At 63.5% G+C, this 26,001-nt stretch carries 27 protein-coding genes and 1 pseudogene; 15 read left to right on the top strand and 13 right to left on the bottom strand.

Annotated elements, in window-relative coordinates; translation table 11 throughout:
• Positions 1-4 precede the first annotated feature (4 nt).
• Positions 5-1,825 carry a murein biosynthesis integral membrane protein MurJ gene (murJ, locus tag AC6I1W_RS01440; RefSeq protein WP_171023546.1) on the top strand — a complete coding sequence of 607 codons (1,821 nt, stop codon included), beginning with the start codon at positions 5-7 and terminating at the stop codon, positions 1,823-1,825.
• 85 nt (positions 1,826-1,910) lie between these two features.
• Here the strand turns inward: murJ and AC6I1W_RS01435 are convergent, their stop codons facing one another.
• From AC6I1W_RS01435 to arsD, 8 genes are all read right to left on the bottom strand, one after another.
• On the bottom strand, positions 1,911-3,470 hold the full coding sequence (locus AC6I1W_RS01435; protein ID WP_407080976.1) for a polysaccharide deacetylase family protein: 1,560 nt from the start codon (positions 3,468-3,470) through the stop codon (positions 1,911-1,913).
• 155 nt (positions 3,471-3,625) lie between these two features.
• A complete protein-coding gene (locus AC6I1W_RS01430) occupies positions 3,626-4,558 on the bottom strand; it encodes a permease (RefSeq protein ID WP_004809638.1) in 933 nt (310 codons plus the stop codon).
• Positions 4,555-5,421, bottom strand: a complete 867-nt coding sequence (locus tag AC6I1W_RS01425; RefSeq protein ID WP_004809637.1) for a TIGR03943 family putative permease subunit — start codon at positions 5,419-5,421, stop codon at positions 4,555-4,557. Before AC6I1W_RS01425 ends, AC6I1W_RS01430 begins: the two co-directional genes overlap by 4 nt.
• Positions 5,418-6,911 carry a polysaccharide deacetylase family protein gene (locus AC6I1W_RS01420; RefSeq protein WP_015581960.1) on the bottom strand — a complete coding sequence of 498 codons (1,494 nt, stop codon included), beginning with the start codon at positions 6,909-6,911 and terminating at the stop codon, positions 5,418-5,420. Before AC6I1W_RS01420 ends, AC6I1W_RS01425 begins: the two co-directional genes overlap by 4 nt.
• Positions 6,912-7,100: 189 nt before the next feature.
• A complete protein-coding gene (locus AC6I1W_RS01415) occupies positions 7,101-8,225 on the bottom strand; it encodes an alpha/beta hydrolase (protein ID WP_004809635.1) in 1,125 nt (374 codons plus the stop codon).
• A gap of 327 nt (positions 8,226-8,552) precedes the next feature.
• On the bottom strand, positions 8,553-9,107 hold the full coding sequence (locus AC6I1W_RS01410; protein ID WP_117189470.1) for a hypothetical protein: 555 nt from the start codon (positions 9,105-9,107) through the stop codon (positions 8,553-8,555).
• A gap of 181 nt (positions 9,108-9,288) precedes the next feature.
• Complete coding sequence (gene arsA / locus AC6I1W_RS01405; protein WP_015581962.1) at positions 9,289-11,058, bottom strand: arsenical pump-driving ATPase; 1,770 nt, start codon at positions 11,056-11,058, stop codon at positions 9,289-9,291.
• Between the two features lie 26 nt (positions 11,059-11,084).
• Positions 11,085-11,495, bottom strand: coding sequence for an arsenite efflux transporter metallochaperone ArsD (gene arsD / locus AC6I1W_RS01400; RefSeq protein WP_015581963.1), 411 nt, complete (start codon positions 11,493-11,495; stop codon positions 11,085-11,087).
• 95 nt (positions 11,496-11,590) lie between these two features.
• Here arsD and AC6I1W_RS01395 point away from each other — a divergent pair, with 95 nt between their 5' ends.
• Positions 11,591-11,935 (top strand): ArsR/SmtB family transcription factor, encoded by a 345-nt coding sequence (locus AC6I1W_RS01395; RefSeq protein WP_117189469.1) that lies wholly within the window; start codon positions 11,591-11,593, stop codon positions 11,933-11,935.
• 38 nt (positions 11,936-11,973) lie between these two features.
• Here the strand turns inward: AC6I1W_RS01395 and AC6I1W_RS01390 are convergent, their stop codons facing one another.
• Positions 11,974-12,717, bottom strand: a complete 744-nt coding sequence (locus AC6I1W_RS01390; protein ID WP_065673871.1) for a GntR family transcriptional regulator — start codon at positions 12,715-12,717, stop codon at positions 11,974-11,976.
• A 121-nt stretch (positions 12,718-12,838) separates the two neighbouring features.
• Here AC6I1W_RS01390 and AC6I1W_RS01385 point away from each other — a divergent pair, with 121 nt between their 5' ends.
• From AC6I1W_RS01385 to AC6I1W_RS01365, 5 genes are read left to right on the top strand one after another with little or no spacing between them, the layout of a single operon-like run.
• Positions 12,839-13,303, top strand: coding sequence for a PTS sugar transporter subunit IIA (locus AC6I1W_RS01385; RefSeq protein ID WP_065673872.1), 465 nt, complete (start codon positions 12,839-12,841; stop codon positions 13,301-13,303).
• An 8-nt stretch (positions 13,304-13,311) separates the two neighbouring features.
• Positions 13,312-13,593, top strand: a complete 282-nt coding sequence (locus AC6I1W_RS01380) for a PTS sugar transporter subunit IIB (RefSeq protein ID WP_117189468.1) — start codon at positions 13,312-13,314, stop codon at positions 13,591-13,593.
• Positions 13,594-13,624: 31 nt separating this feature from the next.
• Positions 13,625-15,037, top strand: a complete 1,413-nt coding sequence (ulaA, locus tag AC6I1W_RS01375) for a PTS ascorbate transporter subunit IIC (protein ID WP_249361299.1) — start codon at positions 13,625-13,627, stop codon at positions 15,035-15,037.
• A 20-nt stretch (positions 15,038-15,057) separates the two neighbouring features.
• Positions 15,058-15,924, top strand: coding sequence for a transketolase (locus AC6I1W_RS01370; RefSeq protein WP_065673874.1), 867 nt, complete (start codon positions 15,058-15,060; stop codon positions 15,922-15,924).
• On the top strand, positions 15,921-16,880 hold the full coding sequence (locus AC6I1W_RS01365; RefSeq protein ID WP_117189466.1) for a transketolase family protein: 960 nt from the start codon (positions 15,921-15,923) through the stop codon (positions 16,878-16,880). Before AC6I1W_RS01370 ends, AC6I1W_RS01365 begins: the two co-directional genes overlap by 4 nt.
• A 308-nt stretch (positions 16,881-17,188) precedes the next feature.
• Here the strand turns inward: AC6I1W_RS01365 and AC6I1W_RS01360 are convergent, their stop codons facing one another.
• From AC6I1W_RS01360 to AC6I1W_RS01345, 4 genes are all read right to left on the bottom strand, one after another.
• Positions 17,189-18,193 carry an NADP-dependent oxidoreductase gene (locus AC6I1W_RS01360; protein ID WP_117189465.1) on the bottom strand — a complete coding sequence of 335 codons (1,005 nt, stop codon included), beginning with the start codon at positions 18,191-18,193 and terminating at the stop codon, positions 17,189-17,191.
• A 29-nt stretch (positions 18,194-18,222) separates the two neighbouring features.
• Positions 18,223-18,906 carry a type 1 glutamine amidotransferase domain-containing protein gene (locus AC6I1W_RS01355; protein WP_065673877.1) on the bottom strand — a complete coding sequence of 228 codons (684 nt, stop codon included), beginning with the start codon at positions 18,904-18,906 and terminating at the stop codon, positions 18,223-18,225.
• A 78-nt stretch (positions 18,907-18,984) separates the two neighbouring features.
• On the bottom strand, positions 18,985-20,367 hold the full coding sequence (locus AC6I1W_RS01350) for an NAD-dependent succinate-semialdehyde dehydrogenase (protein ID WP_270236891.1): 1,383 nt from the start codon (positions 20,365-20,367) through the stop codon (positions 18,985-18,987).
• A gap of 105 nt (positions 20,368-20,472) precedes the next feature.
• On the bottom strand, positions 20,473-20,901 hold the full coding sequence (locus AC6I1W_RS01345; RefSeq protein ID WP_023034785.1) for an organic hydroperoxide resistance protein: 429 nt from the start codon (positions 20,899-20,901) through the stop codon (positions 20,473-20,475).
• Positions 20,902-21,017: 116 nt separating this feature from the next.
• On the opposite strand from AC6I1W_RS01345, the gene AC6I1W_RS01340 reads away from it, so the two are divergent.
• The 8 genes and pseudogenes from AC6I1W_RS01340 (at position 21,018) to AC6I1W_RS01305 (ending at position 25,734) form a co-directional block, all read left to right on the top strand.
• Positions 21,018-21,449: a MarR family winged helix-turn-helix transcriptional regulator gene (locus AC6I1W_RS01340; protein WP_065673879.1), complete on the top strand. Its 432-nt coding sequence runs from the start codon at positions 21,018-21,020 to the stop codon at positions 21,447-21,449.
• 36 nt (positions 21,450-21,485) lie between these two features.
• Entirely contained in the window at positions 21,486-21,884 is a 399-nt protein-coding gene (locus AC6I1W_RS01335) for a DoxX family protein (protein ID WP_065673880.1), read from the top strand.
• Positions 21,885-22,288: 404 nt separating this feature from the next.
• A pseudogene (locus AC6I1W_RS01330) lies at positions 22,289-23,516 on the top strand (IS110 family RNA-guided transposase).
• Positions 23,517-23,593: 77 nt separating this feature from the next.
• Positions 23,594-23,980: an integrase core domain-containing protein gene (locus AC6I1W_RS01325; RefSeq protein WP_081302678.1), complete on the top strand. Its 387-nt coding sequence runs from the start codon at positions 23,594-23,596 to the stop codon at positions 23,978-23,980.
• A gap of 234 nt (positions 23,981-24,214) precedes the next feature.
• Complete coding sequence (locus tag AC6I1W_RS01320) at positions 24,215-24,367, top strand: hypothetical protein (protein WP_171048669.1); 153 nt, start codon at positions 24,215-24,217, stop codon at positions 24,365-24,367.
• A gap of 220 nt (positions 24,368-24,587) precedes the next feature.
• Positions 24,588-24,839 carry a hypothetical protein gene (locus tag AC6I1W_RS01315; protein WP_065673669.1) on the top strand — a complete coding sequence of 84 codons (252 nt, stop codon included), beginning with the start codon at positions 24,588-24,590 and terminating at the stop codon, positions 24,837-24,839.
• 263 nt (positions 24,840-25,102) lie between these two features.
• Entirely contained in the window at positions 25,103-25,186 is an 84-nt protein-coding gene (locus AC6I1W_RS01310; RefSeq protein WP_270595804.1) for a hypothetical protein, read from the top strand.
• A 233-nt stretch (positions 25,187-25,419) separates the two neighbouring features.
• On the top strand, positions 25,420-25,734 hold the full coding sequence (locus AC6I1W_RS01305; protein WP_117189750.1) for a beta-ketoacyl synthase: 315 nt from the start codon (positions 25,420-25,422) through the stop codon (positions 25,732-25,734).
• The last annotated feature ends 267 nt before the right edge of the window (positions 25,735-26,001 follow it).

Here is a 26,001-nt window from a genome sequence, read left to right as displayed (position 1 = left end):
GACGATGCCCCAACCCCACGACGACGTTTACGATCTTCTCCACCTTCCGGAGGCAGCCCCGCCGGTCGACGTCTACGACAGTCTCGACATCGACGCCGTCACCTTCGGCGCCGATGTTTCGACCCGCGCACTGACCCATCTGGACGCCGATGAGGACGTCGATCGCACTCGAGCTATTCCTCGGATCGACGCCCAGGTTCGACCTTCCACCGGCAATGTCCCCGCCGAGGGGTCGCTGCGTCGCGTCAGCATGGTGATGGCGGCCGGGACGATGGTCTCGCGAGTCCTCGGATTCGTGCGTACCTACCTGCTCACCGTCATCGCCGCTGGCACCTCACTGGCTCTTGACGCCTTCCAGGCCGCCAACACACTGCCGAATGTGGTGTTCATTCTGCTCAGCGCAGGAGTTCTCAACGCCATCCTCATTCCGCAGATCACCAAGGCCATGAAGCAGCCTGACGGTGGCCAGGAATTCGTCGACCGATTGCTGACGGTGTCATTCGCGTCGGTCCTCGTCGTCACGGTGTTGGCAACCGTGGCCTCGCCGTGGCTGCTGGATCTCTACTTCTCCTCCAGCGGGGCGACTCGCCACCTGACGGTCTTCTTCGGCTTCATCTGTATGCCGCAGATCTTCTTCTACGGCCTTTACGCGATCCTCGGGCAGGTCCTCAACGCGCGAAACCAGTTCGCCGCGTTCATGTGGAGCCCGGTGCTGGCGAATGTGGTACAGATCGCTGGTCTGGTGTGGTTCCTGGTGCAGTTTGGTGCTCACCCGGATCCGGCCACCTGGACGTCGGAGATGGTCTGGGTGCTGGCTGGTACGACGACCCTGGGCATCGTCATTCAAGGGTTGTTCCTCATCATCCCGTTGCACCGCGGTGGTTTCCGCTGGCGGCCTCGCTGGGGTGTTCGTGGCTACGGGCTGGGAGCGGCCGCTCGTATCACGGTGTGGACCTTCACAGCACTGGTGATCGCCCAGCTTGCCGGCATCATCATGAAGAAGATGCTGTCCCATGTGCGCCTGGTGCACCCCGAAGTGTCGTCGTCGATCAGTGCCTACGACAACGCCTTCCTCATCTTCATGCTGCCGCAGAGCTTCATCACGACGTCGATTCTCACCGCTCTGTTCCCGCGGATGAGCCGGGCCAATGCCGATGGCAATGACACCGCTATGAAGAAGCTGCTGCGACAGGGATTGGAGATGCCGGCCCTGGCGATCATTCCGTGTTCCCTGGCGATGGTCGTGCTGGCTCGCCCCGGTATCCAGACGGTCTTCTCCCTGGAACCCAGCCAGATCGATGCGCTCGCCTGGGCCGTGGCGATCATGGGTATCGGCCTGTTGCCCTTTGGTATCACGACCCTGCAGCAGCGCTACTGCTTCGCCCGTGAGGACGGCAAGCTCAACCTCATCATGCAGACAGTCACCACCGTCACCCAGCTCGTCATCCTGGTGACGATGTTCATCTTCCCGCCGCAGGGAGCCCTGCTCGTCGTGGCAGCGGCCCAGACCATCGCCAACCTCGTGGGAGCGACGGCGTGGATCGTCGTCGCCTCTCGTCAGCTTGGCGGGATTGGCATGGGAGAGGTTCACCGACTGTGGCTCAGGCTGTCCCTGGCCTCCATCATTGCCGCCATCCCGACCTACTTCGTCGCCCATGGCATCGACGCTGCCGGACACGGCGCCTGGATTGGCCATGCCGGTGGAACTTTCGTTGGTGGGGTGCTCTTCGTCGCCATCGTTCTCGGGATGGCAAAGGTGCTGCACATTGACGAGGTCATGGACCTGCTCAGGCCTATCGTGCACAAGGTTCTCCGCAAGGCCTGAGCGGATCAGAGGGGTGCGAGGGAATCCGAAAACTCGCGCCTCAGAGATTCATGGCCTCAACCAGCGGTTGATGGTGGTTTGTGCCTCAAGAGGCTGCGCAGCCGAAACCGCTCTGGTTGACGGCAGTGCCTCGGCAGTAGGTCTTGCCGGCCTCCAGGCCACCGGTGTTGACCGTCAGCTCGGAGACGGTGACGAGGGTCATGCCCTTCTTGCGCAGGGCGTCGATGAGGCCGCTGGTGGCGTCAGCCGTCGAGGAATACGTGTCGTGAAGCACGATGATCGGCTGGGTGTACGTGGTCGCATATTCGGTCACGGTCTTGGTGATCCTGGTCGCGTCGCGGTCCTTCCAGTCGTTGGAGTCCGCCGTCCAGTTGACCATTGCGAGGTTCTGCTCGGCCATGGTCGCATCGACCCGCTCGTTGTGCGCGCCGTACGGAGGACGAAAGAGCATCGTCGGACGGCCGGTGAGCTTGCCGAGGGAGGTTGCCGCGTCAGTGATCTCGGAGGCTCGTCCCTTGGGACCGAGCTTCGTCAGGGTCTGGTTGCTCGTCGAGTGGCTGCCGACCTCAAAACCTGAACCGGCAAGGAGTTTGGTGGTGTCCGGGTGCGCGTCGACGTTGGTTCCCAGTTGGAAGAAGGTGGCTGTCGCCTTCGCTGACGACAAGCTGTTCGCGACCTTGTCCGTGGTGTCGGCGGGGCCGTCGTCGTAGGTCAGTGCGACGCACTTCTCGACGATGCAGTCGACGCCGATCGCCGTCGAAGGATGCGTGGGCGTACCGGTCGACTTGGTGCCCGGGCCGCCCGGAAGGGGTTTGGTGTTGGGGGAATCAGCCGGCTTCGGGCTGGTCTTGAGCTTGGCGAACCAGGTCACGTCCGCGGACGCCGTGCCGGTGAAGGGAGTCGGGTGCAGGGATGCTCCCAACGCCTTCTGGCCGAGCCCGCTGAGCATCGGGGAGATCGTCTTGGAGTCGATCATGACGGTGCGCTGCACCGCGTCAAGGGCTCCGGCGGGGAAGCGGACGAGCATGTCTCCCCTGCTGTCGAAGGACAGGGCGGGTCCAGTCCCGTAGGGAGCCTGTGGCTGCTGAAGGGCGACCTCTGCCTTCTTTGCGTCGAGCCCGTCAGCCTTGGCTACCTTGACGACCTGCTGACTGAACTTTGGCCAATCGGGCCAGGAGATGAGAGCGCTGGCCGACAGGGTTTGCTTCATCGTGGCGTCGTACCACAGAGTCGTTGTTGCCTTGGAGGTCTTGTTGTCCTTGGTGATCTCAGCTTGGAGTTCCACTCCGAGCAGATCAGTCGTCGACGAGATAAAATGACCGGTCATGGTCACCTTGGAGGCTGACTGCCAGGCGGATCCGCGCAGGGTGCGCTCCCGGACGACCTCGATGGCCTGGCTGAGATTGCGTGCCTTGGTGATGGTGGGCACCTTGACGGAAATCTCGGACGGCTTCTCCAAGGACGTCGTCGTCATTGACGCCCCCGACACGTTGCCGGTGGCGATTGAGGTGGACCTCAAGCTGGAACGGACGTCCGAGGGCGAGGACTCGGGTGTCCCGTCATCGTGAGAGCAGGCTCCAAGAGGGAACAGGGCCACCAAGGCGATGGCCAGGGCTCGAATCGAGCGGCGCGGGGAGGCACTCACGCTCTTAGATTAGGGCGGACTTCATGCGGGAAAGAAACACAACGCCGGGCGTGCCTGACATTCTAGGTGAGTTCTTCGGATTCTCAGCTGATCTCGCCTCCTTGTGCACAGTGTCCCGTTCGGAAGAGGCTGCGGTGAGCATCAGCGCAAGGCCCTCAGGAGGGGAAAAGCACTGTGCCGATGAGGAGAGCCGAGAGGAAGCAGCAGCACGCTGCGAGGGGGACGAACCGCCTCAGGAACCCGGCTCCGAAGGCTCCACCCTCCATCGCCATGAGTTTGACGTCGACGACCGGCCCGATGGCCAGGAAGGCTAGCTGAGCGGTGGGGGAGAAGCTCGTCAGGGAGACGGCCATGAAGGCGTCGGCCTCCGAACACAGTGCGACGATGACGGCCAACAGGCTCAGCACAGCAGCCTCGAGCAGGACATTGCTCGTCAGGGCCTGCATCCAGGCAGTCGGGACGAAGACCTTGACGGTGGCGGCGATGGCGGCGCCGATGACGAGGAATCCGCACGACTGGATGAAGTCATGGGCCAACTCGCTGCGGAAGGTTTCGGTCATCGTCGACAGTGTGCGACGTCCCGGGGCATGGCCATGGATTCCGCAGGAGGCTTCCTCCACAGCTGATCCTGCTGACCCGTCGTCGACTCCGCGTAGTGGACGTCCCAACCAGATCCATCCCAGGCCGATGAGGACGGCAGCCAGCAGCCCGGCCATGAATCGAGCCAGGGCCATCTTGGGGTTGACGGTGTAGGCAATCGCGGTTGCGGTGATGACGACTGGGTTGATGGCGGGGGAGGCCACCATGAAGGTCAGCGCGGCGGCGGTCGGGACCCCTGCCCTCACCAGGGACCTGGTCGTGGGTACGGAAGCGCACTCACAGGCAGGAAGAGCAGTACCGGCGAGACCAGCGACCGGAACGGCCATGGCGGTGCGGCGTGGCAGGAAGCGGGCCAGGGTGTGTGGTTTGAGGAAGGCCGTCAGCGTCGACGAGATGACCGTCCCGAGCAGCAGGAAGGGCAGCGCCTGCAGCCAGATGCCGACGAAGATGACGAGCCAGGCATTGGCCTGGGGTGGCAGCTCGCTCATATGTAGGGGTTCTCCGGGACGGGGATCTTCTCGAAGCGATCCACCTTGAAACGGGTGTCACCGTTGGCAGAACTGGGCAGATAGGTGCCGGTGACGCGGATCCACGAGCCGCCAGCAGGACGCGACGGGGCATCGACCATCGTCGTCATGAAGGGCAGGGCGTCGGCGACGCAGCACCACATCTTGAGCCGGGCGAGGACCCAGGCGTGGTCGGGGTCCTCAGGTGCGGCGCTGACGAAGCCGATCATCGTCAGCTTGCGGCCCTTGAGAGTGGCGATGCCGCGAGAATCGTCAGCTCGTTGCACGTAGTCATAGATGGTGAGCTCGGCCGGATTGCCCTTGAGAGCAGGCCAATGCTGTGGCGGTGGGCCCATCGGGCCGTTACGGTCCGAGCCGATGTTGTCGCCGCCGTTGTCGTATCCGCCGACGGTTTTTCCGGTCTTGGGATCGATGGCCACCGGGGACACCGACTTGGGTGCCTTGGGCGGTCCGTCGTTCCACGAGTCCGAGAAATCTTGGTCCGGGGATGGGCTGGCACTGCGGACTGCCGGACGGTAACTGGCGGCCCCCAGCAAGGACAGCGGCTGCAGCGGGACGAACATCCCCAGCGCGACGGGGGCGACGATGAGCATGCCGATCCGATTTCTGTGGTGCCCGGCAGTGTTCGGGTGGCGCACTGCCCGGACGAGGGTCCACAAACCCATGATCGTCAGGATGGGGCATGCGATCCACAGCAACGTGGTGATGATGGTGCCCACGAAGAGGTGCACCCGGCCACTGATGAGCAGCTGGAATCCGAGCGCGGCACAGGCCAGCAGGGCGAGGCCCTCCCAAGCCGTGCGCGCTCCCGGTTGGATTCTCATCCCTTGCAGTTGTAGCCGCTCTGTTCCTTGACCGTGCCGTTGCAGTAGGCATGGCCAGCCTGGTAGCCGCCGGTGTTGAGGGAGATCTCGCTGACGCTGACGATCGTCTTGCCCTTGGCCTCCAGATCCTTGTAGATCCGCGGGGCGGCGTCAATCGATGCCTTCTGGATATCGTGCTCGAGGACGATGGGTGCGGTGTAGGGCAGAGCCGTCATGACATTCTTGTACGTCATGTCAGGGTTACGGTTCTTCCAGTCCTCGCTGTCGATCTGCCACTGCATGATCGCCATGCCGTTCTCCTTGGCGACCTCGTCGACGGTGTCGTTGTGGGCGCCGTAAGGCGGACGGAAGAGCAGCGGGGTGGCACCCGTGAACTCCTTGATGAGCCGGGAGTTGTGCTCCAACTCGCGACGAATACGGTCGGGGGTCTTCACCGGAAGATTCGGGTGGGTCACCGTGTGGTTGCCGATCTCCATGCCTGCGGCGGCCACCTTTTGTGCAGTTTCCGGGAATGCCTTGATGCTGTTGCCCATCTGGAAGAAGGTGATCGAGAGCTTGAACTTCTTGATGGTGTCGAGGAGTTCCGGGGTCATCGCGCTGGGCCCGTCGTCGTAGGTGACGGCGACGCAGTGCAGTACCCGACAATCCGGACCGACGGCCGTAGAGGGGCGAGTCGAGGTGTCGGTGGACTTGAGGGACTCGTCGACTGGCTGCGACGTCGTCCCAGTGAACTTGCCGGGATTCGTCGATGCCTTCTGGGCCTGGGTGCCGAAGCTGCTGAGCATTCCCCTGGCCTTGTCAGACGATACGACGAGGGTGATGGGATGGTCGCTGAGGACGCCTGAGGCGAAGGTGGCCAGGAGGTCACCGTCATGGTCGAAACCGAGGGCGGGGCCGTTGCCGTACGGGGCGGACTTGGCCTTGGCGGCCGTGGCGATCTTGCCGCCGTCGAGGGACTGGTCCTTGCCAGCTTCCTGCAGGGCCGTTGTCAGGTTGGCCCACTGGTCAGCCTTGACGAGTGCCGGGGAGGAGTACGACTGCTTGGCCCCAGTCGAGTACCAGACGCTTGCCGGGATCGTCTGCTTCTTTCCCTTGACGGTCGTCGTGTTGGTCACCAGAACCCCCAGGACGGCGTCGCTGGAGGCGATGATCTGGGAGGTGACGTTGACGTCAGAGGCGTCCTGCTGCCAGGAATCGCGCAGCATACGGCCCTTGATGACCTCGACCGCCATGCTGAGGTTCCGTGCCTTCGCGAAGCGGGGGTAGGTGGCCCTGACCTTCTCCGGGGCGGCCTTGAAGGTGATGTCAGTTGCGCCGGCCCGTGCTGCGGGGATCTTCGTCAAGGTGGCGTCGACCGAGCCGGAGCTCGGGGATCCTCCTGACTGGGCAGAATCCTTGGGCCCATCGTTCGAGGAGCAGGCACTCAGGGTCAGGCATGCCGTGAGTGCGACGACAGCGACTCTCCGAGTAAGGGAAGGCTTCAGCAACATGAGGGAGACCTTACAGCGTATGTTCGGATCCCCGAAAATGGGCTTGCCGTGTCGCGAGGGAAAAGGACCAGACTGCGCTGTGACGCCACTGTGAGGGTAATCCGTCACTGACTTATGGGCTGCACAGACACAGCGGTTGGGTCGGTCTTGTTCCGGCCCAACCGCTGTCAGGAAATCACAGGATGAAGGTCACTTGTTGTGGGCGTCGATCCAGTTGATGATCGTGTCGTCGACCTGATCCTTGACCGGCTCGTTGATGGTCTCGTGCATCAGGCCCTTCCACTGGATGACCTTCTTGTCGGTGGATCCAATGGCGTTGTACCAGTTGGTGTCGAAGTAGGCCGGGACGATGCCGTCGTTTGCGCCGTGCATGATGAGGGTCGGCTCGGTGAAGGACGGGGCGTTGAAGGCGTTGTAGGTCTGGGCCACCCCCATCTGCTTGACCATGCCGAGGCTCATGTACTTGTTGTTGTACGGATCCTTCTTGTAGTCCTCGACAACGGCCGGGTCGGTGCAGACGCCGCTCGACAGCGGGTTCGTGAACTGGATGAAGGCCTCAGCGACGGTCGAGGGCAGGTGAATCGCCTTCGGATTGCGCACGGCCTGGGTCAGCAGGATGCCGTTGAAGCTGGTGAGCTTCTCCATGGGCAGCTTCTGACTGATGGTCGGATCGGCGTTCTTCTCAGCCTCGGTGAGGTCGTGAGCCGTGATGATCTCGGGCTCCTCGGTGTCATGGCCCCACGGGTTGACGGCGATGCCGCCACCGTTGCTCACGATGCCGTCAACGGTGCCCGGGTACTTGGCGCCGTAGGACTGCACGGCGAAACCACCCATCGAGTGGCCGAAGAGGAAGACTTTCTTGCCCTGGTTCTCCTGGTGGGCAGTGCTGACGAACTGGTGGACGTCATTGACGAGGTTGTGCCAGTCGTCGATGTTGCCGCGCGGGATGGTGTTGTCGACGTAGGGACGAGCGCTGCGTCCGTGTCCGCGGTGGTCGAAGCGGTAGGTCGAGTAGCCGGCGTCATTGAGGCGTTTGGCCAGGTAGTCGTAACGGCCGGAGTGCTCAGCGGCGCCATGGACGATGACGACTGCTCCCTTGGCGTTCGGGACGATGTTCTTGCGGAAGAAGAGCTTGGTACCCCAGTGATCGGTGCTGGTGACGTAGCCGGTGATGAGCTTCGGCTGGGCGGAGACCGCGGCCACCGGGGTCGAGGCATTGTCGGCAGCGAGGGCGGGAGACGCCGTCATGGAGACCCCGGTGATGGCCATGGTGCCGGCGATGGCCAATGCGCTCATTTTCTTCATAAAGATCATGTCCAAGCTCCTTTGCTCTGAAATGGCTAGCCGTGCGGCTCGTGTCGTGAGACTAGGGGGCGCGGGTTCATTCGGCAGACCTGTGAACGTGTGCACGTCTGGAATTGGTCAGATGGTCGCGGAGCAAATGTGATTCGTGCACAGCCGTGCGGACGCTGGACGGTTGAGCCCTTGGCGGGCGGGGATGGTGGATCGGGGCGACGATATTGTCGATGGCAACGGGTGGTGATGCGACCAGATGGGGCTGCAGGATGATCCTGCAGCCCCATTAATGCCAGGCGACATGAGTCACACGGTTGCCTGGCTCAAGTTATTCACAGTTTGGATTCAGCGCACCTGGTTGGCGGGAACCCAGGCAGCGGTCTGGATGTCACCGAGGTGGCCGACGTGCTTGGTCTTGCCGGGCAGGTTGATGGTGAAGCAGACCTTGGCCTTCTTGAGGTTGGCGACGATCTCCTGAGCCAGCGGCTTCAGGTCGCCAAGGTCGGAGGTGTCGCCGAAGGCCTTGCGCGCATTGTCGGCGACGATCTTGACGACCTTCTTGACAAGGGCGGTCTTGTCGGTCAGCAGAGCAGGGTTCTTCAGAACGGTGCTGACGATCTCCTTGGCGGAGTCGACGGCCACGGCCTTGGTCTTGGCGGTGCCATTCTCGATGAGGATCTTGGCGATCTTGATCTCGGTCTGGTGACGCTCGTGGGCGTTGTTCTTGAGGCAGTCGAAGTCGATCTGGACCGGCAGCTTCGAGGTGTCGATGGCGGTGACGGACGGAGCAAGGGTCGGGGCGGGGGTGGCGTCGGCCGCGTGGGCCGGGGCGGCCATGAGAGCGGTTCCGGTGGCGAGGGCGGCAGCTGCGCTAGCGGCGACGAGGCGATTCTTGATCATGGGTGTCCTCCTTGCGTTGGTCGGCACCTGGTGGGGGTGCATGTGCCGGCTGAGTCCGGCTGACAACAAAAAGGTAAGAAGTCACGCCCCAGTCGGTCCACCGCGCGGCGAGGTTGTTGCACTTTCGTCTGATGAAAGGAAACGAATGGTCACTGTGATGGGGAACCTGGACAAGTGGCCGTCAGGAAGGATCCTCCGTCCCTGAAGCGAGAGCCGCGAGGTGTGCCTGGCCAATGGGTTCGTTGGCTAGGGCTGGTACGACAGCCCAGCGGGTGGCCTGTGCGGTCACGTTCTCAATCTGGGTCACTTCGTCGCGGGCCCGACGTCCCAGGAGGGCGCTCGTGGGGTGGGCGGCTGCCAGCGAGTTGTTGACGACCCATGCCCAGGGGTGGATGTCGGCGCGGGCAAGGTCCGTCACGAGTGCCGTCGCCTCAAGGACCGGCGTGGTGTCCGGCAGGGTGACGATAATGATCTTGGTGTGCTCTGGATCCTGCAGGCACATGAGTGGGGTCGTCGTATGGAGACGCTGCGCGGAATCCATGTGACGCAGGACGTCCCGGTGGTACGAGCCGGTGGCGTCCATGAGGAGAAGGGTGTGGCCGGTTGGGGCGGTGTCTATGATGACGAACTGATGACGGGCCGTGTTGACAGCGTGGCTGAACTCCTGGAAGACCGCGATTTCCTCGGTGCAGGGGCTGCGTAGGTCCTCGGCAAGTGCGGCTCGTCCCTCCTCGTCGAGGCTGCTTCCTCGGGTTGCCATGACGCGCTCGCGATAGGCCTGGGTCGCCCTTTCGGGGTCAATGGAGTCAACCGTCAAGCCAGCCATCTCTCCAGCCAGTGTCGCGGCAAGGTGAGTTGCTGGATCACTCGTCGTGAGAAGGACCTTCTTCCCACGACGAGCCAGTTCCGTCGCGATGGCGGCAGCGATCGTCGTCTTTCCGACACCGCCCTTGCCCATCGTCATGACGAGGCCGTGATCCTGGCTGGCGAGGTCGTCGACGAGTTCGTCGAGACCAGGCTGCTCGGGCAGGTCGACGATGACGTCGTCGGGGGAGCGATGGGCCTCGTCGCTGGTGAACATGCGGGAAAGAGCGTCGACGCCGATCATGGTCGTCGCCTTGAGGGGTATGTCGTCGCGTCGAAGGGCAGCGAGACCGGCTGGCATGGCCTCCAGGGCCGCGTGTTCGCGTTCCTCAATGGCGTGGTGGAGGGGATCGGCGTCGTCGGCATGGGGGAGAAGGCCGTTGATGACGAGGTGCGAAGCCTGGATGCCGGTCTCGGCGAGCTCTGTGAGAGTGCGGTTCACTTCGTGCAGGCTCGACGGCTGGGCCCGTGCCACGAGAACGAGGCGGGTGACATCGGGGTCCGTGAGGGCCTCGACTGCAGCTCGGTAGGTGTTTTTGCTCTTGTCCAGACCAGACATCGGGCCCAGGCAGGAGGCATCGCCCCTGCCGGCATCGAGGTAGGCGGTCCAGTCGCCGGGTAGCTGGAGGAGGCGAATGGTGTGGCCGGTGGGTGCGGTGTCGAAGATGACGTGGTCGTAGCCGGCGGTACGAGACGGATCAGCCAAGAGGTTGGTGAACTCGTTGAACGACGCGATCTCAACAGTGCATGACCCGGAGAGCTGTTCGGTGATCGTGGCGATCTCGCTGGGGGGAAGGATGGCGCGCACCGGGTCAATGATCCGATTGCGGTAGGCCTCGGCCGCTTGCTCCGGATCAATCTCGAGGGCGTCGAGTCCGGGGACGGCGTCGATCGGGGTCATGCGGTTGCCGATCGTCTGGCCAAAGACGTGACCGACATTGCTGGCAGGGTCGGTGCTGATGATGAGGACTCGTTTGCCCCGGCGTGTCAGTTCGACCGCGGTGGCACACGCGACGCTCGTCTTTCCCACCCCGCCCTTCCCGGTGAAGAAGATGTGACGAGGGGCATCGTCGAGGAACTGGACCATCGTGATCTCCTGACGTTCTGGTGTGGTCAGCAGCAACCGGAGGACCGCTGAGAGTCCCCGCAGCAGGACGTGGATGTGCCGTGATCTGAGCAGCAGTCCTCAATGACGGGAAGCTCGACATGTGGCGAGGTGTCAGTGTGGCCGGCCCAGCGCAGCATCTCGTCGCGGCTGGGGTGACGACCGGTGAGGACGGTGACGTCGTCGACGAGGGTGAGGGGGAGGGCCTCGGAACCTGCGGTCTGGAGGAAAGTGACGACGACTGGGTTCTCGGTGAACCGAGTTGAGTCGGTGGCGAGGTTGGCTCGCTGCACGTCGATTCCCTGTGCCTGGAGGGCGTTGACATCGGCGGTGAAGGTCACGAGTTCCTGGTCGACATCGGCGCCGCATACCCCGGTGTTGCAACACAGTGCGGGCTCGTAGACACGGATGGTGGGCATCTGGACCTCCTGCGATCACATTGATGAGCGTCTATATGTTGATAGTAGGAGGTCGTATTGATGGGCGTCAATATGGCGACGGTAGGATTATCGGCATGAAGACGACGCTTCCAGTTGTGTCGGCCGACGATGTGTGTGAGCCCGACTCGTCACCTCTGCCGGTTTCGCGTGCCGAGGAGCTCTCCGTCGTGGCAAAGGCGTTGTCGGATCCAGTGCGGTTGCGCGTCTTCCACCACATCGCGGCGAACAGTGGCGCCAGTGTGTGCGCCTGCCATCTCGATGGCCTGTTCGGGGTGAGTCAGCCGACGCTGTCCCACCACCTCAAGAAACTCGTGGAAGCAGGTCTCGTCGACAAGGAAATGCGGGGACGCTGGGCTCATTTCACGGTGCGGCCAGAGGGGTTGCACGCCTTTCGTGCCTTTCTGGCTGATCTTCCCTGATTCGGCTCCCGGCTAGGCGCGAGTCACGCTGGCCTTGGCTAATCTCGTTCGGAAACGCTTGGGTTCGCTTGCAAGCTGATCTCGATCTCACCGAAGCCAGGCGCGTGCGTCGTGATGCCGTAGGCGACAAGCCTGTCTCCGGCAAACACTGTTGAATCCATGCCCAGCAGACACGTGCCGTTCGGCACGTTCAGGAGGTTGGCTGTCTCGTCGCTCGCCTGCACGATTCGAATCGTAAGGTCGTTTCGAGTCAGCAGGATGTCATGGGCGGAGCGCAGGTAGTCGAACAGGCTCGCGTCGGTGAAATCGTGCTGGGCCACATCCCCGAACGTGACGGCGTCGAGCCATGTGACCACATGTTGATGCAGTTGCTGGTTGACGTAGCGCAGGCGTTCGAGGCGAACCAAGGGCTGGCTTGGTGCGAGTCTGAGGAGTTCAGCCTTACGGATGTCAAAGACCACTTCATTGCTCACCACTGTGGAAGTCACCGAATGGCCGAGTTCGGTCTGCTGTCTATGAAACCCGGTCACATGCTCCGACAATGTCTCGCGAAACACTTGGGGTAACGCGGGGCGGGAGGCGAAGGTGCCCCGGCCCTGTTCGCGGACGATGAGGCCTTCCTGCTCCAAGTCGGCCATGGCTCGCCGGACGGTGATTCGGCTCACGTTGAGTTGTTTGCACAACTGCGCCTCGGTTGGCAGCCGGTCGCCGGGGGACATGCGCTCGATCTGTTGAGCGAGCAGATCGTGGACGGCTACATGCTTGATCGTCCCAGCAGTCATGCGTTCGCCTCCTCGTGCCTGCTTCAGGCTAGACCCGTGACGTGGGGGCTACCCACCCCAGGGGAACGCAGACATAGTATGCTGAAAATAGGTCATAACAACATGATGAATGTGAGGATGTATGACTACCGGCAATGAAGCCACGGGGCTAACCCCTGAACGCATTCAATTCACCGCTGAACCTCTGCAGTGGACTGAGGCCGTAGCACGGGTCGCAGCTCCGTTGATCGCCGATGGCTCGGTTGAGTCCGGCTATGTCGACGCGGTTGTCGAGACGGCCCGCAAGATGGGGCCGTACTTCGATTTCGGTAAGGGCATTGCGGTGCCGCATGCCCGTCCCGAAGCCGGGGTCAATCGCATTGCCCTGTCGTTCTTGCGCACTCGGACACCAGTCCTGCTGCTTGACGATGAGGAGCACCCGATCGATCTGTTCATCATGTTGGCCGCAACGGATTCCTCGTCGCACCTGCAGGTGCTCCAGGGACTTGCCACGGTCCTGACCGACAACGCTGCGGTCGAGGCCCTCAAGGCCGCGCAGCACCCCGAAGAAGTACTCGCCATCTTCGGCGAGACAAACAAGTCCTAGGAGCCCAGATGAAGTTCATGGCCGTATGTGGATCGGGGCTGGGTTCCAGCTTCATGGTCCAGATGAATATTGAAAAGATCCTCAAGGAGCTGGGGGTCTCCGGCATCGAGGTCCAACACTCTGACATCTCGTCTGCCAGCTCGAACGATGCCGATGTTTTCTTCCTCGCGCGCGACGTCGCCGAGGGAGTGCACTACGACACGAAGACCGTCGTCCTCAACTCGATCATCGACATGGACGAGCTGCGCGAGAAGGTCACAGTGACCTGCCGCGAGCTGGGTCTGATCTAGGAAAACGGAGGCAACCATCATGAAGTCCGTTTTGGATCTGCTGCAGTCGATTGCAGCTACGCCTGCGCTCCTAGTTGCGCTGATTGCCTTGCTGGGCCTCGTGCTGCAGCACAAGTCTGCTGGTGACACCATCAAGGGCACCGTCAAGACGTTCGTCGGCTTCTTGGTTCTGACTGCCGGTGCCGGCGTTGTCCAACAGGCGCTCGCTCCGTTTGGCGCGATGTTCCAGCAGGCCTTCGGCGTGCGCGGCATCGTCCCGAACAACGAGGCCATCGTCGCTGTTGCGTTGAAGCAGTACGGCGTTGCCACGGCGTGGATCATGCTGCTCGGCATGGTCGTCAACATCTTGATCGCGCGTTTCACGCGGTTCAAGCACATCTTCCTGACCGGCCACCACACGTTCTACATGGCTTGCATGTTCGCGGTCATTATGGCCGTCGCTGGCTTCCACAGCTTCTGGCAGATTCTCGTCGGAGCCTTGGCGCTCGGCGCCATCATGTCGCTGTCTCCGTGGATTCTGCAGCCCTTCATGCGAACCATGACCGGTAGCGACGATGTCGGCCTGGGCCACTTTGGTGGCGGCGGTTACTGGCTGGCCGGTGCCATCGGTCACCTGGTGGGTCGCAAGGGTGACAAGAAGCCCACCTCCACCGAGGAGATCAAGTTCCCCAAGGGCATGGCATTCCTGCGCGACTCCACTGTCGCGATCGCTCTGACGATGATCGTGCTCTACGTGATCGTCGCCCTGTTCGCCGGCCCGCATTTCGTGGCCAGCAAGTACCCAGACGCGGGTAACTACATCATCTACGCGATCACCCTCGGCGGCACCTTCGCCGCTGGTGTCTTCATCATCCTCGCCGGCGTCCGCCTGATCCTTGCCGAGATCGTCCCGGCTTTCAAGGGCATCTCGGAGCGCTTGGTCCCCAACGCGATCCCCGCTTTGGATTGCCCGATCGTCTTCCCGTTCGCTCCGAACGCGGTGCTGATCGGCTTTCTGACGAGCTTCGTCGGCGGCCTCGTCTCCATGCCGATCATGGCGCTCACCAAGCTCCCGATCGTGCTGCCCGGCGTGGTGCCGCACTTCTTCTGTGGTGCCACCGCCGGTGTCTTCGGTAACTCGCGTGGTGGTTGGAAGGGTGCGGTGCTCGGCGCCTTCGTGCAAGGCATCGCGATCAGCTTCCTGCCGATTGCTCTGATGCCGGTGCTCGGCTCGCTCGGCTTCGCTGACACGACGTTCTCCGACTTCGACTTCATAACGATGGGTATCTACTACGGCCTGCTCGGCCGCCTGGGCCAGGTGGGTGTGATCATCGGCCTCGTCGTGATGTACGCCGTCATCGTGGCTGGGTCGGTGGTCCTCAGCCGCCGCGCGAAGAAGGCGGTCGCGGAGGGTGCGCCCACCGGGTCCGGATCGACTGGCGCCACCAGCGTCGGCGCGCACTAATCCAGTGAGAGGGGAGTCGCATGGCTCAGGAACGGGATCTGAAACGACTAGCACAAACGATCAGACGTCTGACCCTGATGGAGTTGCTTCACGCGGGGTATGGCCACTTTGGCGGCAGTTTGTCGATTGTGGAGGCTCTGGCGGCCCTGTACGGGCACGCCATGAAGGTCGATCCGGCACATCCCGATTGGGAAGACCGGGACTACTTCGTCCTGTCCAAGGGCCATGCGGCCCCTGCTCTCTACGCGACGCTGGCCGCTGTCGGGTTCTTCCCGGCCGAGCGTCTCGAGACGTTGAACGCGAACGGGACTAAGTTGCCCTCGCACGCCGACCGCAACAAGGTGGAGGGCGTCGAAATGACCACGGGGTCCATGGGGCAGGGAATCTCCGCTGCTGCCGGGATGGCCTACGGGCTGCGTGTCGCTGGCAAGTCGAATCAGGTGTATTGCCTGGTCGGTGACGGCGAACTCAATGAGGGACAGTGCTGGGAGGCGACCCAGTTCATCGCGCATCAGCAGCTGACCAACTTCGTCCTCTTGGTCGACGACAACAAGCGTCAGTTGGACGGCCCGACGGCCGACATCTGCCAGACCTTCGATCTGGTGGCCAAGTTTGAGGCTTTCGGGCTTGCTGCCGAGCTCGTCCCGGGGCAGGACGTCATGGCTATCGCTGCGGCTCTTGACCGGGCGCGCGAAGCGAAGCGGCCCACGTGCTTGGTGCTCGACACGATCAAGGGCGCCGGGGTGGATTTCGTCGCTAACGCGAAGGACAACCACCACCTCCGGTTGGACGGTGCTGGCAAGGAAGCGATCGCTCAGGCGATCTCCCTGCTGGAGGCGGAACTCAATCTTGACGTGGTGGCCGTGGAAGAAGGGACCGATCGATGACGTCGCTTGCTGGTTTGGAGATGCGGAAGGCTTACGCCGCCACTGTCGAGGAGCTCTACCACGAGCACCCCAATGAGGTCTTCGCGTTAGAGGCGGATCTGTCCAGCTCCATGAGCACCCTCGGGCTCAAGCCGATCATGGGCGGGCATTACCTCGACGTCGGCATCATGGAAGCGCACATGATCGGTACCGCAGCGGGTCTCAACGTCGTTGGAGGGTACGCATTTGTGCACTCGTTCGGGCAATTCCTGACGCGTCGCGCCATGGACCAGATCTTCGTGTCCTTGGCCTACGCGAAGCTGTCGGCTTGCCTGGTCGGCTCCGATGCTGGCGTCACCGCGGAGCACAACGGCGGCACTCACATGACCTTCGAGGACATGGGAATCGTCCGAGTCATCCCGGGCATTCACGTCTACGACGTCTGCTCCCCGGTGCAGTTGGGGTACGTGTTGCGTCAGGCCTACGACCGCAAGGGCCTGACCTACATTCGGACGCAGCGCAAGAAACCTGCCGCTGACGTCTACGAGGACGGTATGGATTTTGGTGCCTCCGGGGCGCACGTGCTCCGCGAGGGCTCGGACGTCACGCTGCTGGCCTGCGGTATTGAAGTGCCGGAAGCCCTGGTGGCGGCTGAGCAGTTGGCCGCCCAGGGGATCCAGGCGGAGGTGGTGGACGTCTTCCGGATCAAGCCGCTCGACGCCGACGTCATCCTCGGCAGCGTGGCCAAGACCGGATGCGTGGTCACGTGTGAGAACCACAATGTGGTCAACGGCCTGGGGTCCGCCGTGTCGGAACTGTTAGCGGAACAGCTGCCGGCGCCGCTGTGGCGTGTGGGCGTCAGGGAGGAGTTCGGGCAGGTGGGTGCCACCCGGTATCTCATGGAGCAATACGGCTTGGAGGCCGACTCCATCGTGGCAGCGGCGTCTGCGGTCGTTCGGCGCCGGAAATCGCGATAAGGGCGGGGGAGGAGCGCCTCAGCATCTTTCCGGGTTGGTTTCGGAGGTGTTGAAGCACTGTTGTGGGCGCTCGTCCCCCCATCTACTCTGGGCTCACAGATCACGGCTTGCTGACGAAACGGCTTCGGGGGGCTCTTCGTGGCCATGATTCCGGCCATTTCCCGTCCTCCAGCTCGTGCTGGATTTCACGTGCCCACGCGCCGGTGTCAAGGTCTTATCACCCACTACGTCGTCCGGCCCCTTCTCGAAGCCGGCGGGTTCAGACCCCAATTGCACCTTCGATTGCGAAGAGCCCCCACGCCAACCGTTCACACGTTCACGATCATCTTTCCGGTGTTGGCGCCATCGAGCAGGTCGATGAAGGCCTGAGCTGCGGCGTCGAGGCCCTCGCGAGCGGTCTCGTCCCACTGGACGGAGCCGTCGGCGATCCACCCGGCCATGTCCTTCTCGAAGTCCGCTCTCGCCTGCTCGGCGTACTTGGCGATCACGAAACCACGCAGCGTCAGGCGCTTACCGATGGCCAGCGCCAGGTTGTGCGGCGCGGGCGTCGGCTCGGTCGAGTTGTACTGGCTGATCGCCCCGCACATCGCAACCCGGCCGTCGGTACGCATGTTTGCGATCGCTGCCTCCAGATGGTCGCCGCCGACGTTGTCGAAGTAGACGTCGATGCCCTCGGGGGCGGCCTTCTTGAGCTGCCCGGTGACGTCGCCGTCGTGGTAGTTGAAGGCGGCGTCGAAACCGAGCTCTTTCAGACGGGCGATCTTCTCGGGGGTGCCGGCCGAACCGACCACTCGGGAAGCACCCTTGAGCCTGGCGATCTGTCCGACGGCCGAGCCGACCGCTCCCGCCGCGGCGGAAACGAAGACCGCGTCGCCCTGGTGCATCTCACCGGCCAGCAGCAAGCCTGCGTAGCCGGTCAGGCCCGGCATGCCCAGGACACCGAGATAGGCGCTGTCCGGCACGCCCTGAGCGGTGAGCGGACGCACCGCGTCACCAGCCAGGATGGCGTGTTCGCGCCACCCCAGACCGTGGGTCACCTTGGTGCCCACAGGAAGTTGCTCCACACGCGACTCGATCACCTCGCCGACGGCCGCGCCGTCCAGCGGCTGGTCAATCTGGAAGGGGGGCACGTAAGACTCGACGTCGTTCATCCGGCCGCGCATGTACGGGTCCACCGACATGATGGTGTTGCGGACAAGGATCTGGCCGTCGTCGAGATCGGGTAGGTCCACCTCAACGGTGCGGAAGTTGTCCAGGGTGGGTTTCCCAACGGGACGGGATGCGAGGTGGATCTCGCGGGTTCGGGTGGTCATGTTTCTCCTTCTGCTAGGCAGAGCGCTGATCAGTGGGTTAACAGGTCGAGGAGTCGTTGGGCGGCATCAGCCGACGAGGCCGGGTTTTGCCCGGTGACCAACGTCCCATCCGTGACGACGTAGCTTTCGCCGTCGGCGCCCTTGCTGTAGCGGGCGCCCGCCTCCGTGAGGGAGTCCTCGACCAGGAACGGGACGACGGAGGTCAGGCCGGCGGCTTCCTCCTCGCCATTCGTGAAGCCGGTCACCGACCGGTCGACAATCAGCGACGTTCCATCCTGCTTCTTGACGGCGTGCAGAACACCGGGAGCGTGGCAGACCAGCCCCAGCGGCCTACCAGCAGCGTCGCTGTCGAGGATAATCTGCTTCGAGGCGGGGTCGTCGACGAGATCCCACAGCGGGCCATGGCCGCCCGGGTAGAAGACGGCGTCGAACTGAGCCGGGTCAACTTCCGACAGGCGGACAGTGGCCGCCAGCGCGGCCTTGGCGGCATCGTCGGCCTCGAATCGACGGGTCGCGTCGGTCTGCATCTGTGGCAGCGCGCTCGTCGGGTCGACCGGGGGCTGTCCGCCCTTCGGTGAGGCCAGAGTGATCTCGTGTCCGGCATCACCGAACACGTAGTAGGGAGCGGCGAATTCCTCAAGCCAAAAGCCGGTCTTACGGTCTGTGTCGCCAAGCTGATCGTGTGACGTGAGGACCATCAGGATACGGGCCATTACGGGTGTTCCTTTCAACATGGTGTGTTGCGCTGGACATGGCGGATTCACGGATTGCCTCCGATCCGAGGCTGAAGGTCAGTGGGCGCCCGTCACCGGATCGGACACGCGCACCAGGCGCTTGTTGACGAATTCGTCGACGCCGTAGTTCCCCAGTTCGCGGCCGAAGCCGGAGCGACGGACGCCGCCGAAGGGCAGCCCGGCGAGGCTGGTGCCGTGCTCGTTAACGTAGGCCATGCCTACGTCCAGACGTCGCGCTGTCTGCTCGGCAAGCTCGAGGTCGTCGGACCACACCGAGCCGCTCAGCCCGAAGTCGCTCTCGTTGGCCAGCGCCACGGCTTCATCAACATTGGCGGCCCGGTAGACGACCGCGACCGGTCCGAAGAGTTCCTCTGACCACGCGCGCATCTCACGGGTCACGTCGGTCAACACTGTCGGCTCCATGAAAGCGCCGCGTCCGGAGCGAGGATGTCCGCCCATGACGACGCGCGCACCGTGGCTCACAGCGTCGTCAACCAACGCCATGAGTTCGTCACGGGCTTGTGTGCTTGACATCGGGCCCACGGTGGTGGCCTCGTCGCGGGGGTCCCCGACCGTCGCCGCCGAGAATGCGGCCGACAAGCCGTCGACGAAAGCGTCGTAGAACTCGTCCAGAACGATCATCCGTTTCGGCGAGTTGCAAGCCTGTCCGGCGTTACTCAACCGAGCTTGGGCGGCGCTGTTTGCCACCGCGTCGATGTCGCCACCAAGAACGATCAGCGGATCGGAGCCACCCAACTCCAGCACAGCCTTCTTGAGGTGCTTGCCGGCTGCGGACGCGACCGAAGCGCCAGCCCCCTCACTACCCGTGAGGGAGACGCCGCGCACACGCGGGTCGGCGATGATGCTCTCGATGTGGGAGCTATCCACGAGAATCGTCTGGTACACGCCCTTCGGCAGACCGGCCTCGTCGAGGATTTTGGCCATCTCAAGCGCCGAGGCGGCGCAGATCGAGGCCGGCTTCAGCAGTAGCGTGTTGCCCAACAGGAAGTTGGGGGCGATGAAGCGAGCGAGCTGGTAATAGGGGAAGTTCCACGGCATCACGCCGAGCAGTACCCCCAACGGCTCCTTCTCCACATGGGAGGAGTTTGCGCCTTGCTTCGGAAGGATGTCGCCGGCCATCAGCTCGTCGGCGTGCTGGGCGTAGTAGTCGAAAATCTGGGCGACAAGTTGCGCCTCGGCGACGCCCTGGGCGACGGGCTTACCCATTTCGGTGGCGGCGATCACGGCGAGTGTGTCAGCCCTCTCCTCGAACAGGCGCGCGGTCCGAGCCAAGATGTCGGCCCGCTCCCCGACGCTTCTGTGTCGCCAAGAAGCGAATGCCTCGTCAGCGGCGTTGATCACACCGCTTACCTCGCTGGGGTCGAGAGACTCCCAGCTGTCGATGAGTTCGTCCGTCGAAGGGTTCTGGGTGCGGTACATACTCGTGGATGCCTCCATTGTCGTGACTGCGGTCGTTCAAAACGGCGAGACGGTGACGTCACACCGCAGTGCCGGCTAGGGGATCCCCCTAGCGCCGCGTTGGAGTCAGTCGTCGACGACAGTGACGTCGACGCGGATGTTGCCGCGGGTGGCGTTCGAGTAGGGGCAGACCTGGTGGGCCTGGTCGGCCAGTTGCTGTGCCTCGTCATGGGGCAGGGCGGGGACGACGACCTCCAGGGCGACGGCCAAGCCGAAGCCCTTTCCTGCCTGGCCGATCGAGACTCGCGCGCCCACGGAAGAGTCGCCCAGGTCCTTCTTCGCCTGACGAGCCACCATCTGCAGTGCAGAGTGGAAGCACGCGGCATAGCCGGCGGCAAACAGTTGCTCTGGGTTCATCCCCTGGCCGCTGCCACCCATCTCGACCGGGACGGCCAGGTCCTGGGACAACCGGCCGTCAGCAGTTTGGACGTGACCATTGCGGCCAGCTCCGGTGGCGATGGCCTCGGTGGTGTAAACGGGCTCGATCTCAATCATGGTGCCTCCTGGCTGGCGTGATGTAGCTGCGAGACCACTTGTGGTTCGTGGCCGTACCAACAACGTAGCGCACAACTAAATTGTGCACAATCCCCAATCCTCGATACTCTTGGGACGTGAGCGACCCGACCCTCGACCTTGATCATCAGCTCTGCTTCTCCCTGTATAGGGCCAGCAGGGCAGTGACGCGCGCCTATCGGCCACTGCTTGAGGGCATCGATCTCACCTACCCCCAGTACCTCGTCATGCTCGTCTTGTGGCGTGCCGACGAGCCCGTCGGCGTCAATGACATCGGAGCTCGGCTACACCTTGACAGTGGCACCCTGACCCCCCTGCTGCGGCGGTTGGAGCAGGCTGGCTTCATCACCCGTAAATGGAGTGACAATGACGAACGACGTCGCCTGATCAGCCTGACGCAGGAGGGGCGATCCTTGCGTGTCAGGGCAGCCAGAGTTCCCGAACAGGTGCTCGCGCTGTACCCGGCTCCACCAGAACAACTCGCCCAGGTCAAGGCATTCCTGGACGACCTGTCCACCCAACTGGAGTGACGACTGCCGCTCCACCATCCCAGAAAGGCCATTTCCATGTCCACATCCCCACGCCGCTCCCAGACCCTCGCACGACTCGGGCTCGGAGGCCTGATGGTCTACGCCGGTGTCTCCCACCTGTCTTTCAAGCGTCAGGAGTTCCAGGCCCAAGTGCCCGACTGGTTCCCCGGCGACAAGGACCCCGTCGTCATTGGTTCTGGCGTCGTCGAGATCCTTCTCGGGGGCGCGATGCTGGCCTTGCCGCGTCATCGCGAGCTGACTGGCGTTGCCCTGGCCGGTTTTTACGCCGCCATCTTCCCCGGCAACATCGACCAGTATGCGGCGCGTCGAGACGGTTTCGGCCTCAACACCGATGGCAAGCGCCTCGCACGGTTGTTTGGCCAGCCCGCTCTCATCGCCGCCTCGCTCTGGTCCGCTGGGGTGCCGCGGTCGTAGCACTCGCCGCAGTGTGCTCGATCGTGCATGGGGCGGTCTTCGCAGGGAAGGCCAACTCTTGATGAGTCCGCTCTGATTCAACCCATGCACCTACCGATGAACCGTGCGCTAATGTCCACTGATTCCTGACCATTGGTGCAACCGATGACGTCGCCGGGGGAGGTTTGCCCGTTACCTTGCTGGTGGCCCCGTAAGGAGGGGTCACGGTCGTCGGGCCCGGCATGACTTGCTGCCCCTGTCTCATGAATGATCCGGGGGGTGTTGTCACCGGGCTTGGTGGCGCCAGCCGACCGCTGATAGGGACACGGCCTGCTTCAAAGGTCTCTTCGTAACGTGGGTGCCGGCAGCTGATGCATCACCACCCGGGCGACCGTTCATCTCGGGATGGAAGGATGGCGGTTGTCATGAATCAGGACAGCGGCTTCGACATCTGGTGCGGGCTGGACGTTGGCAAGACCGGCCACCACGCCTGCGCATTGGATGCTGCTGGCCGGAAGGTCTTCGACAAGCCCCTGCCCCAGGACCAGAAGCGCCTCGAGGAACTCTTCGACAAGCTCCAGACCCATGGCCGGGTCCTGGTGATCGTTGACCAGCCGAACACAATCGGAGCACTACCCATCGCGGTCGCCCGGTCCATGGGAATCCAGGTCGCCTACCTGCCCGGGCTGGCCATGCGCCGCGCAGCAGACCTCTACCCGGGCAACGCCAAGACCGACGCCCGCGACGCGTTCGTCATCGCCGACACCGCGAGGACCATGCCCCACACCCTGCGCCGGGTCGACGCCGGCGAGGAAACCCTCGCGGAGCTGAAGGTGTTGGTCGGGTTCGACGAGGACCTCGCCGCCGAAGCGACCCGGCTGTCGAACCGCATCCGAGGATTGCTCACCCAGATCCACCCGGCCCTGGAACGCGTTGTCGGACCCCGGTTGACCACCAAGCAAGGCCTCGCGGTGATCGAGCAGCTCGGCGGGCCCCAGGCCATGGCCGCTGCGTCGAAGTCCAAGCTGCTGCGGGTCATCAGCAAGGCCTACCCGCGCGGCGCCCAAGAGTTCGCCGATGCCATCACCACCGCCCTGGCCGAGCAGACCGTCATCGTTGCCGGAACCGCCGCAGCCGAGCAGGTCCTGCCCCCAACTCGCTGCATCGCTGCGCCAGACGCTGGACCAGCGACACGCACTCGCGGCGCAGATCGAACAGGTTGTTGATGCTCACCCTCTTGCCGAGGTCCTGACCTCGATGCCAGGCGTCGGGGTCAGGACCGCAGCACGGATCCTGCTCGACGTCGGCGACGCCTCCCAATTCCCCACCGCCGGACACCTCGCCGCCTACGCCGGACTCGCCCCAGTCACCCGACGATCCGGAACCAGCATCCGCGGCGAGTTTCCCGCCCGCTCTGGCAACAAACACCTCAAACGAGCCCTGTTCCTGTCCGCCTTCGCCGCACTGCGCTCAGACCCCACCTCCAAGGCCTACTACGACCGCAAACGAGCCCAGGGCAAGAAGCACAACGCCGCCCTCATCTGCTTGTCACGCCGACGCTGTGATGTCCTGTTCGCCATGCTCAAGAACCGGGAGCCCTACCGGGCCCCCACCCCAACGCGAGAGCCATCACCCCTGCCCCTCGCCGCTTGACGGGGAACATAGGGACACCCCCCGGACGGCAGACTCAACCCCCCGGCAAAGTCCTTGGTGGATTGGAGGGGGCGAGAATGATCGCTGCGGTTGGAGTGTCCAAATCCTTCGGTGACGGGCGCAGCCTGGCCGGGCTGGTGCAGCACTCGGACCACGGATCGCAATATCTATCGATTCGCTACACCGGCCGCCTCCTGAGTGAAGGCATCGAGGCGTCCACCGGCGCTGTGGGGTCCTCCTACGACAACGCGGCCGCCGAGGCACTGAACAAGTCCTACAAGCGTGAGCTCGTCTGGACCCGATCATGGAAGGGCCGAGACGACCTCGAGGCCGCCACCGCCTCGTGGGTCGAGTGGTACAATCACACCCGACCTCACCGCACCAACCCCGACGAGCTACCACCAGCCACCGTCGAGGACCGCTACTACGATCACACCACCACGCCGGCGAGCGCCGCCGCGTGACTACTCACCCTCCACAAAACCCGGGACGATCCACTCGTCATGCCTTGTGCGGTGCGGTTCAATGACATTTTTCTGTCATCACTGTGACGGCTGTCTGCCACGTCGGTGCTGACGTCGGGCGGGGCACAGCGGGGGATCGGGGGAGCCCGATCCGGGAGAACGACTGGATCAGCGCTCATCCGAGCCCGTTCTGTGTTGTTCCACTCTGTTCTGTCATCTCAGGAGATCACCATCATGGACACCCGCACGACCAGCTCCACTGCACCGTCCGCATCCACCACCTCTGAACTCGAGGCGCTCATCGTGGCCACCGACATCCTGCTCGACGACGCTCTGCCGACAGGTGTCCAGGACCTGCTCGTCGCAGGAGTCCTCACGCGCGTCTGAGATCGTGCGGTATACCGACAGCCGTGCCTGTGGGGCCCCAGGAGCACCGATATACGCAATCTGGCACCACCCCGCAGCACATGCTGCGGGGTGGTGCTGTTTCTCGCAGTCACCATCAGCGTGCCGAGAGCAGGCCCGGGGTTGGCTGGACGAACGAGAACCGGCAGAGCCGGTTCGGGGGAGTCGATGACACACATCGCCCTGAGGAGCACCGATCGTCATGACTGTCCTTACTGGCGCTGCCGGCCACACCACCCTCACCGCTGCCAGCTGGGACCAGCTCCGTCGCGACTCGGAGCTGGAGGCCGTTGACCTCACCCTGCACATCCTCGGCGGGAGAATCCCTCAGCACGTCGTCCGCGCCGAGCTGTCCCCGACCGTCTGGCTGGCAGTCCTGGCCCAGACCGATGCCGGCATCGCCACCATCGAGCGCGCCGTCATCGGCGGGCGCTCGGTCCCGGTGGCCCGCTGAGACCCGTCCCGACCATCATCATCAAGGAGCACACCATGGCATTCATCGGATCGTCACTGCTGGAAACGCGACCGATCCCACCGCCCCCGACTGGGACCAGATGGCCGACTGGGCTGAGTCGCAGGCTCCACTGACCGACGACTCGAGCCCCACGCTGACCGGGGAACCAGCCCGGCAGGCCCAATGTGGGGGCCGACCACGCCACCGGCGCCGGCCAGTCCTGTGAACGCGCCACCTGACTCGACGAGCAGACCGACGTCGCACTGGTCGCCCGGGCCCGCCGCGAGCACAAGAGCGTCTCAGCAGTCATCCGCGACGTCCTGCGCACCGAGCTCGTCAAGTCCTGAACCTCAGAAGTCCCAGCCGGGACTTCCGGGATCGGCCGGCGAATCGGGACCGCGGGGATGGTCGATGTCGCCTTCGCCGGCCAACTCGTCAGCGGCATGTCACATCGCCTTCATGACCTCCTCCAGTGGTCCCCGTTGCAGCAGGGGAGAGTCACCCCACTGAACCTGTCAGTGCCCACATCCAGTGTTTGTGCCCCAGGGACAAGGACAGAAGTGGAGAGGCGAGGGCCGGCATGGTGATGCTGTTCAACGATGAGGAGACGGTGGCACTGCCCGAGGGCGTGCACCTGGAGCACATGTCGGTGATGACGGTGCGCGCCAGGGGATCGAAGGCGTCATGGAAGGTCTTGGCCGGCGACCAGATCATCGGCCGCCTGGACCGCTGGATCACCGCCAGGGGTATGCGGTTCTACTCGGCGATCGCTTACCATCCGACCACCGGGACGCCCATCCGACTGGAGGCCTCGTCGGACATGTCTGAGCGGATCGAGCTCATCCTGCGAGCGTGGCACGACCCAGAGAGCTATACCCCGCACTCGCCCTGGTGAACATGTCTGATCCACTTTCCCCTTGACACGCTGAAGCGGAGCGCTCTAGTCAATTTCGAATTGACGGACAAGGGTTGTCAACTGGGGCTAAGATTCAGCTTGATTAAGGGGGAGTTTATGAAAACAAAGGCCTTGTTTGTACCAGTTCTATCTCTGTCAATTGCCTCGCTGTTTGCATTCATGGCAGCGCCGACATCGACAGCAGCACCCGAGAATTCGAGTGACCCATCTGCTAGCACTAGTTGTACGGACCGGAGACGTTGATCG

This window comes from Cutibacterium sp. KB22876, from assembly GCF_059728865.1.
Note: the sequence above shows the minus strand (reverse complement) of the source record. Positions and strands in the feature narration are given on the sequence as shown.

Excerpts from the sequence above, each read along its gene's own strand:
- murJ (WP_171023546.1), top strand. The coding sequence starts at position 5 with ATGCCCCAACCCCACGACGACGTTTACGATCTTCTCCACCTTCCGGAG.
- AC6I1W_RS01430 (WP_004809638.1), bottom strand. The coding sequence starts at position 4,558 with ATGAGCGAGCTGCCACCCCAGGCCAATGCCTGGCTCGTCATCTTCGTC.
- AC6I1W_RS01425 (WP_004809637.1), bottom strand. The coding sequence starts at position 5,421 with ATGAGAATCCAACCGGGAGCGCGCACGGCTTGGGAGGGCCTCGCCCTG.
- AC6I1W_RS01420 (WP_015581960.1), bottom strand. The coding sequence starts at position 6,911 with ATGTTGCTGAAGCCTTCCCTTACTCGGAGAGTCGCTGTCGTCGCACTC.
- AC6I1W_RS01415 (WP_004809635.1), bottom strand. The coding sequence starts at position 8,225 with ATGATCTTTATGAAGAAAATGAGCGCATTGGCCATCGCCGGCACCATG.
- AC6I1W_RS01410 (WP_117189470.1), bottom strand. The coding sequence starts at position 9,107 with ATGATCAAGAATCGCCTCGTCGCCGCTAGCGCAGCTGCCGCCCTCGCC.
- arsA (WP_015581962.1), bottom strand. The coding sequence starts at position 11,058 with ATGGTCCAGTTCCTCGACGATGCCCCTCGTCACATCTTCTTCACCGGG.
- arsD (WP_015581963.1), bottom strand. The coding sequence starts at position 11,495 with ATGCCCACCATCCGTGTCTACGAGCCCGCACTGTGTTGCAACACCGGG.
- AC6I1W_RS01395 (WP_117189469.1), top strand. The coding sequence starts at position 11,591 with ATGAAGACGACGCTTCCAGTTGTGTCGGCCGACGATGTGTGTGAGCCC.
- AC6I1W_RS01390 (WP_065673871.1), bottom strand. The coding sequence starts at position 12,717 with ATGACTGCTGGGACGATCAAGCATGTAGCCGTCCACGATCTGCTCGCT.
- AC6I1W_RS01385 (WP_065673872.1), top strand. The coding sequence starts at position 12,839 with ATGACTACCGGCAATGAAGCCACGGGGCTAACCCCTGAACGCATTCAA.
- AC6I1W_RS01380 (WP_117189468.1), top strand. The coding sequence starts at position 13,312 with ATGAAGTTCATGGCCGTATGTGGATCGGGGCTGGGTTCCAGCTTCATG.
- AC6I1W_RS01370 (WP_065673874.1), top strand. The coding sequence starts at position 15,058 with ATGGCTCAGGAACGGGATCTGAAACGACTAGCACAAACGATCAGACGT.
- AC6I1W_RS01365 (WP_117189466.1), top strand. The coding sequence starts at position 15,921 with ATGACGTCGCTTGCTGGTTTGGAGATGCGGAAGGCTTACGCCGCCACT.
- AC6I1W_RS01360 (WP_117189465.1), bottom strand. The coding sequence starts at position 18,193 with ATGACCACCCGAACCCGCGAGATCCACCTCGCATCCCGTCCCGTTGGG.
- AC6I1W_RS01355 (WP_065673877.1), bottom strand. The coding sequence starts at position 18,906 with ATGGCCCGTATCCTGATGGTCCTCACGTCACACGATCAGCTTGGCGAC.
- AC6I1W_RS01350 (WP_270236891.1), bottom strand. The coding sequence starts at position 20,367 with ATGTACCGCACCCAGAACCCTTCGACGGACGAACTCATCGACAGCTGG.
- AC6I1W_RS01345 (WP_023034785.1), bottom strand. The coding sequence starts at position 20,901 with ATGATTGAGATCGAGCCCGTTTACACCACCGAGGCCATCGCCACCGGA.
- AC6I1W_RS01335 (WP_065673880.1), top strand. The coding sequence starts at position 21,486 with ATGTCCACATCCCCACGCCGCTCCCAGACCCTCGCACGACTCGGGCTC.
- AC6I1W_RS01325 (WP_081302678.1), top strand. The coding sequence starts at position 23,594 with ATGATCGCTGCGGTTGGAGTGTCCAAATCCTTCGGTGACGGGCGCAGC.
- AC6I1W_RS01320 (WP_171048669.1), top strand. The coding sequence starts at position 24,215 with ATGGACACCCGCACGACCAGCTCCACTGCACCGTCCGCATCCACCACC.
- AC6I1W_RS01315 (WP_065673669.1), top strand. The coding sequence starts at position 24,588 with ATGACTGTCCTTACTGGCGCTGCCGGCCACACCACCCTCACCGCTGCC.
- AC6I1W_RS01305 (WP_117189750.1), top strand. The coding sequence starts at position 25,420 with ATGGTGATGCTGTTCAACGATGAGGAGACGGTGGCACTGCCCGAGGGC.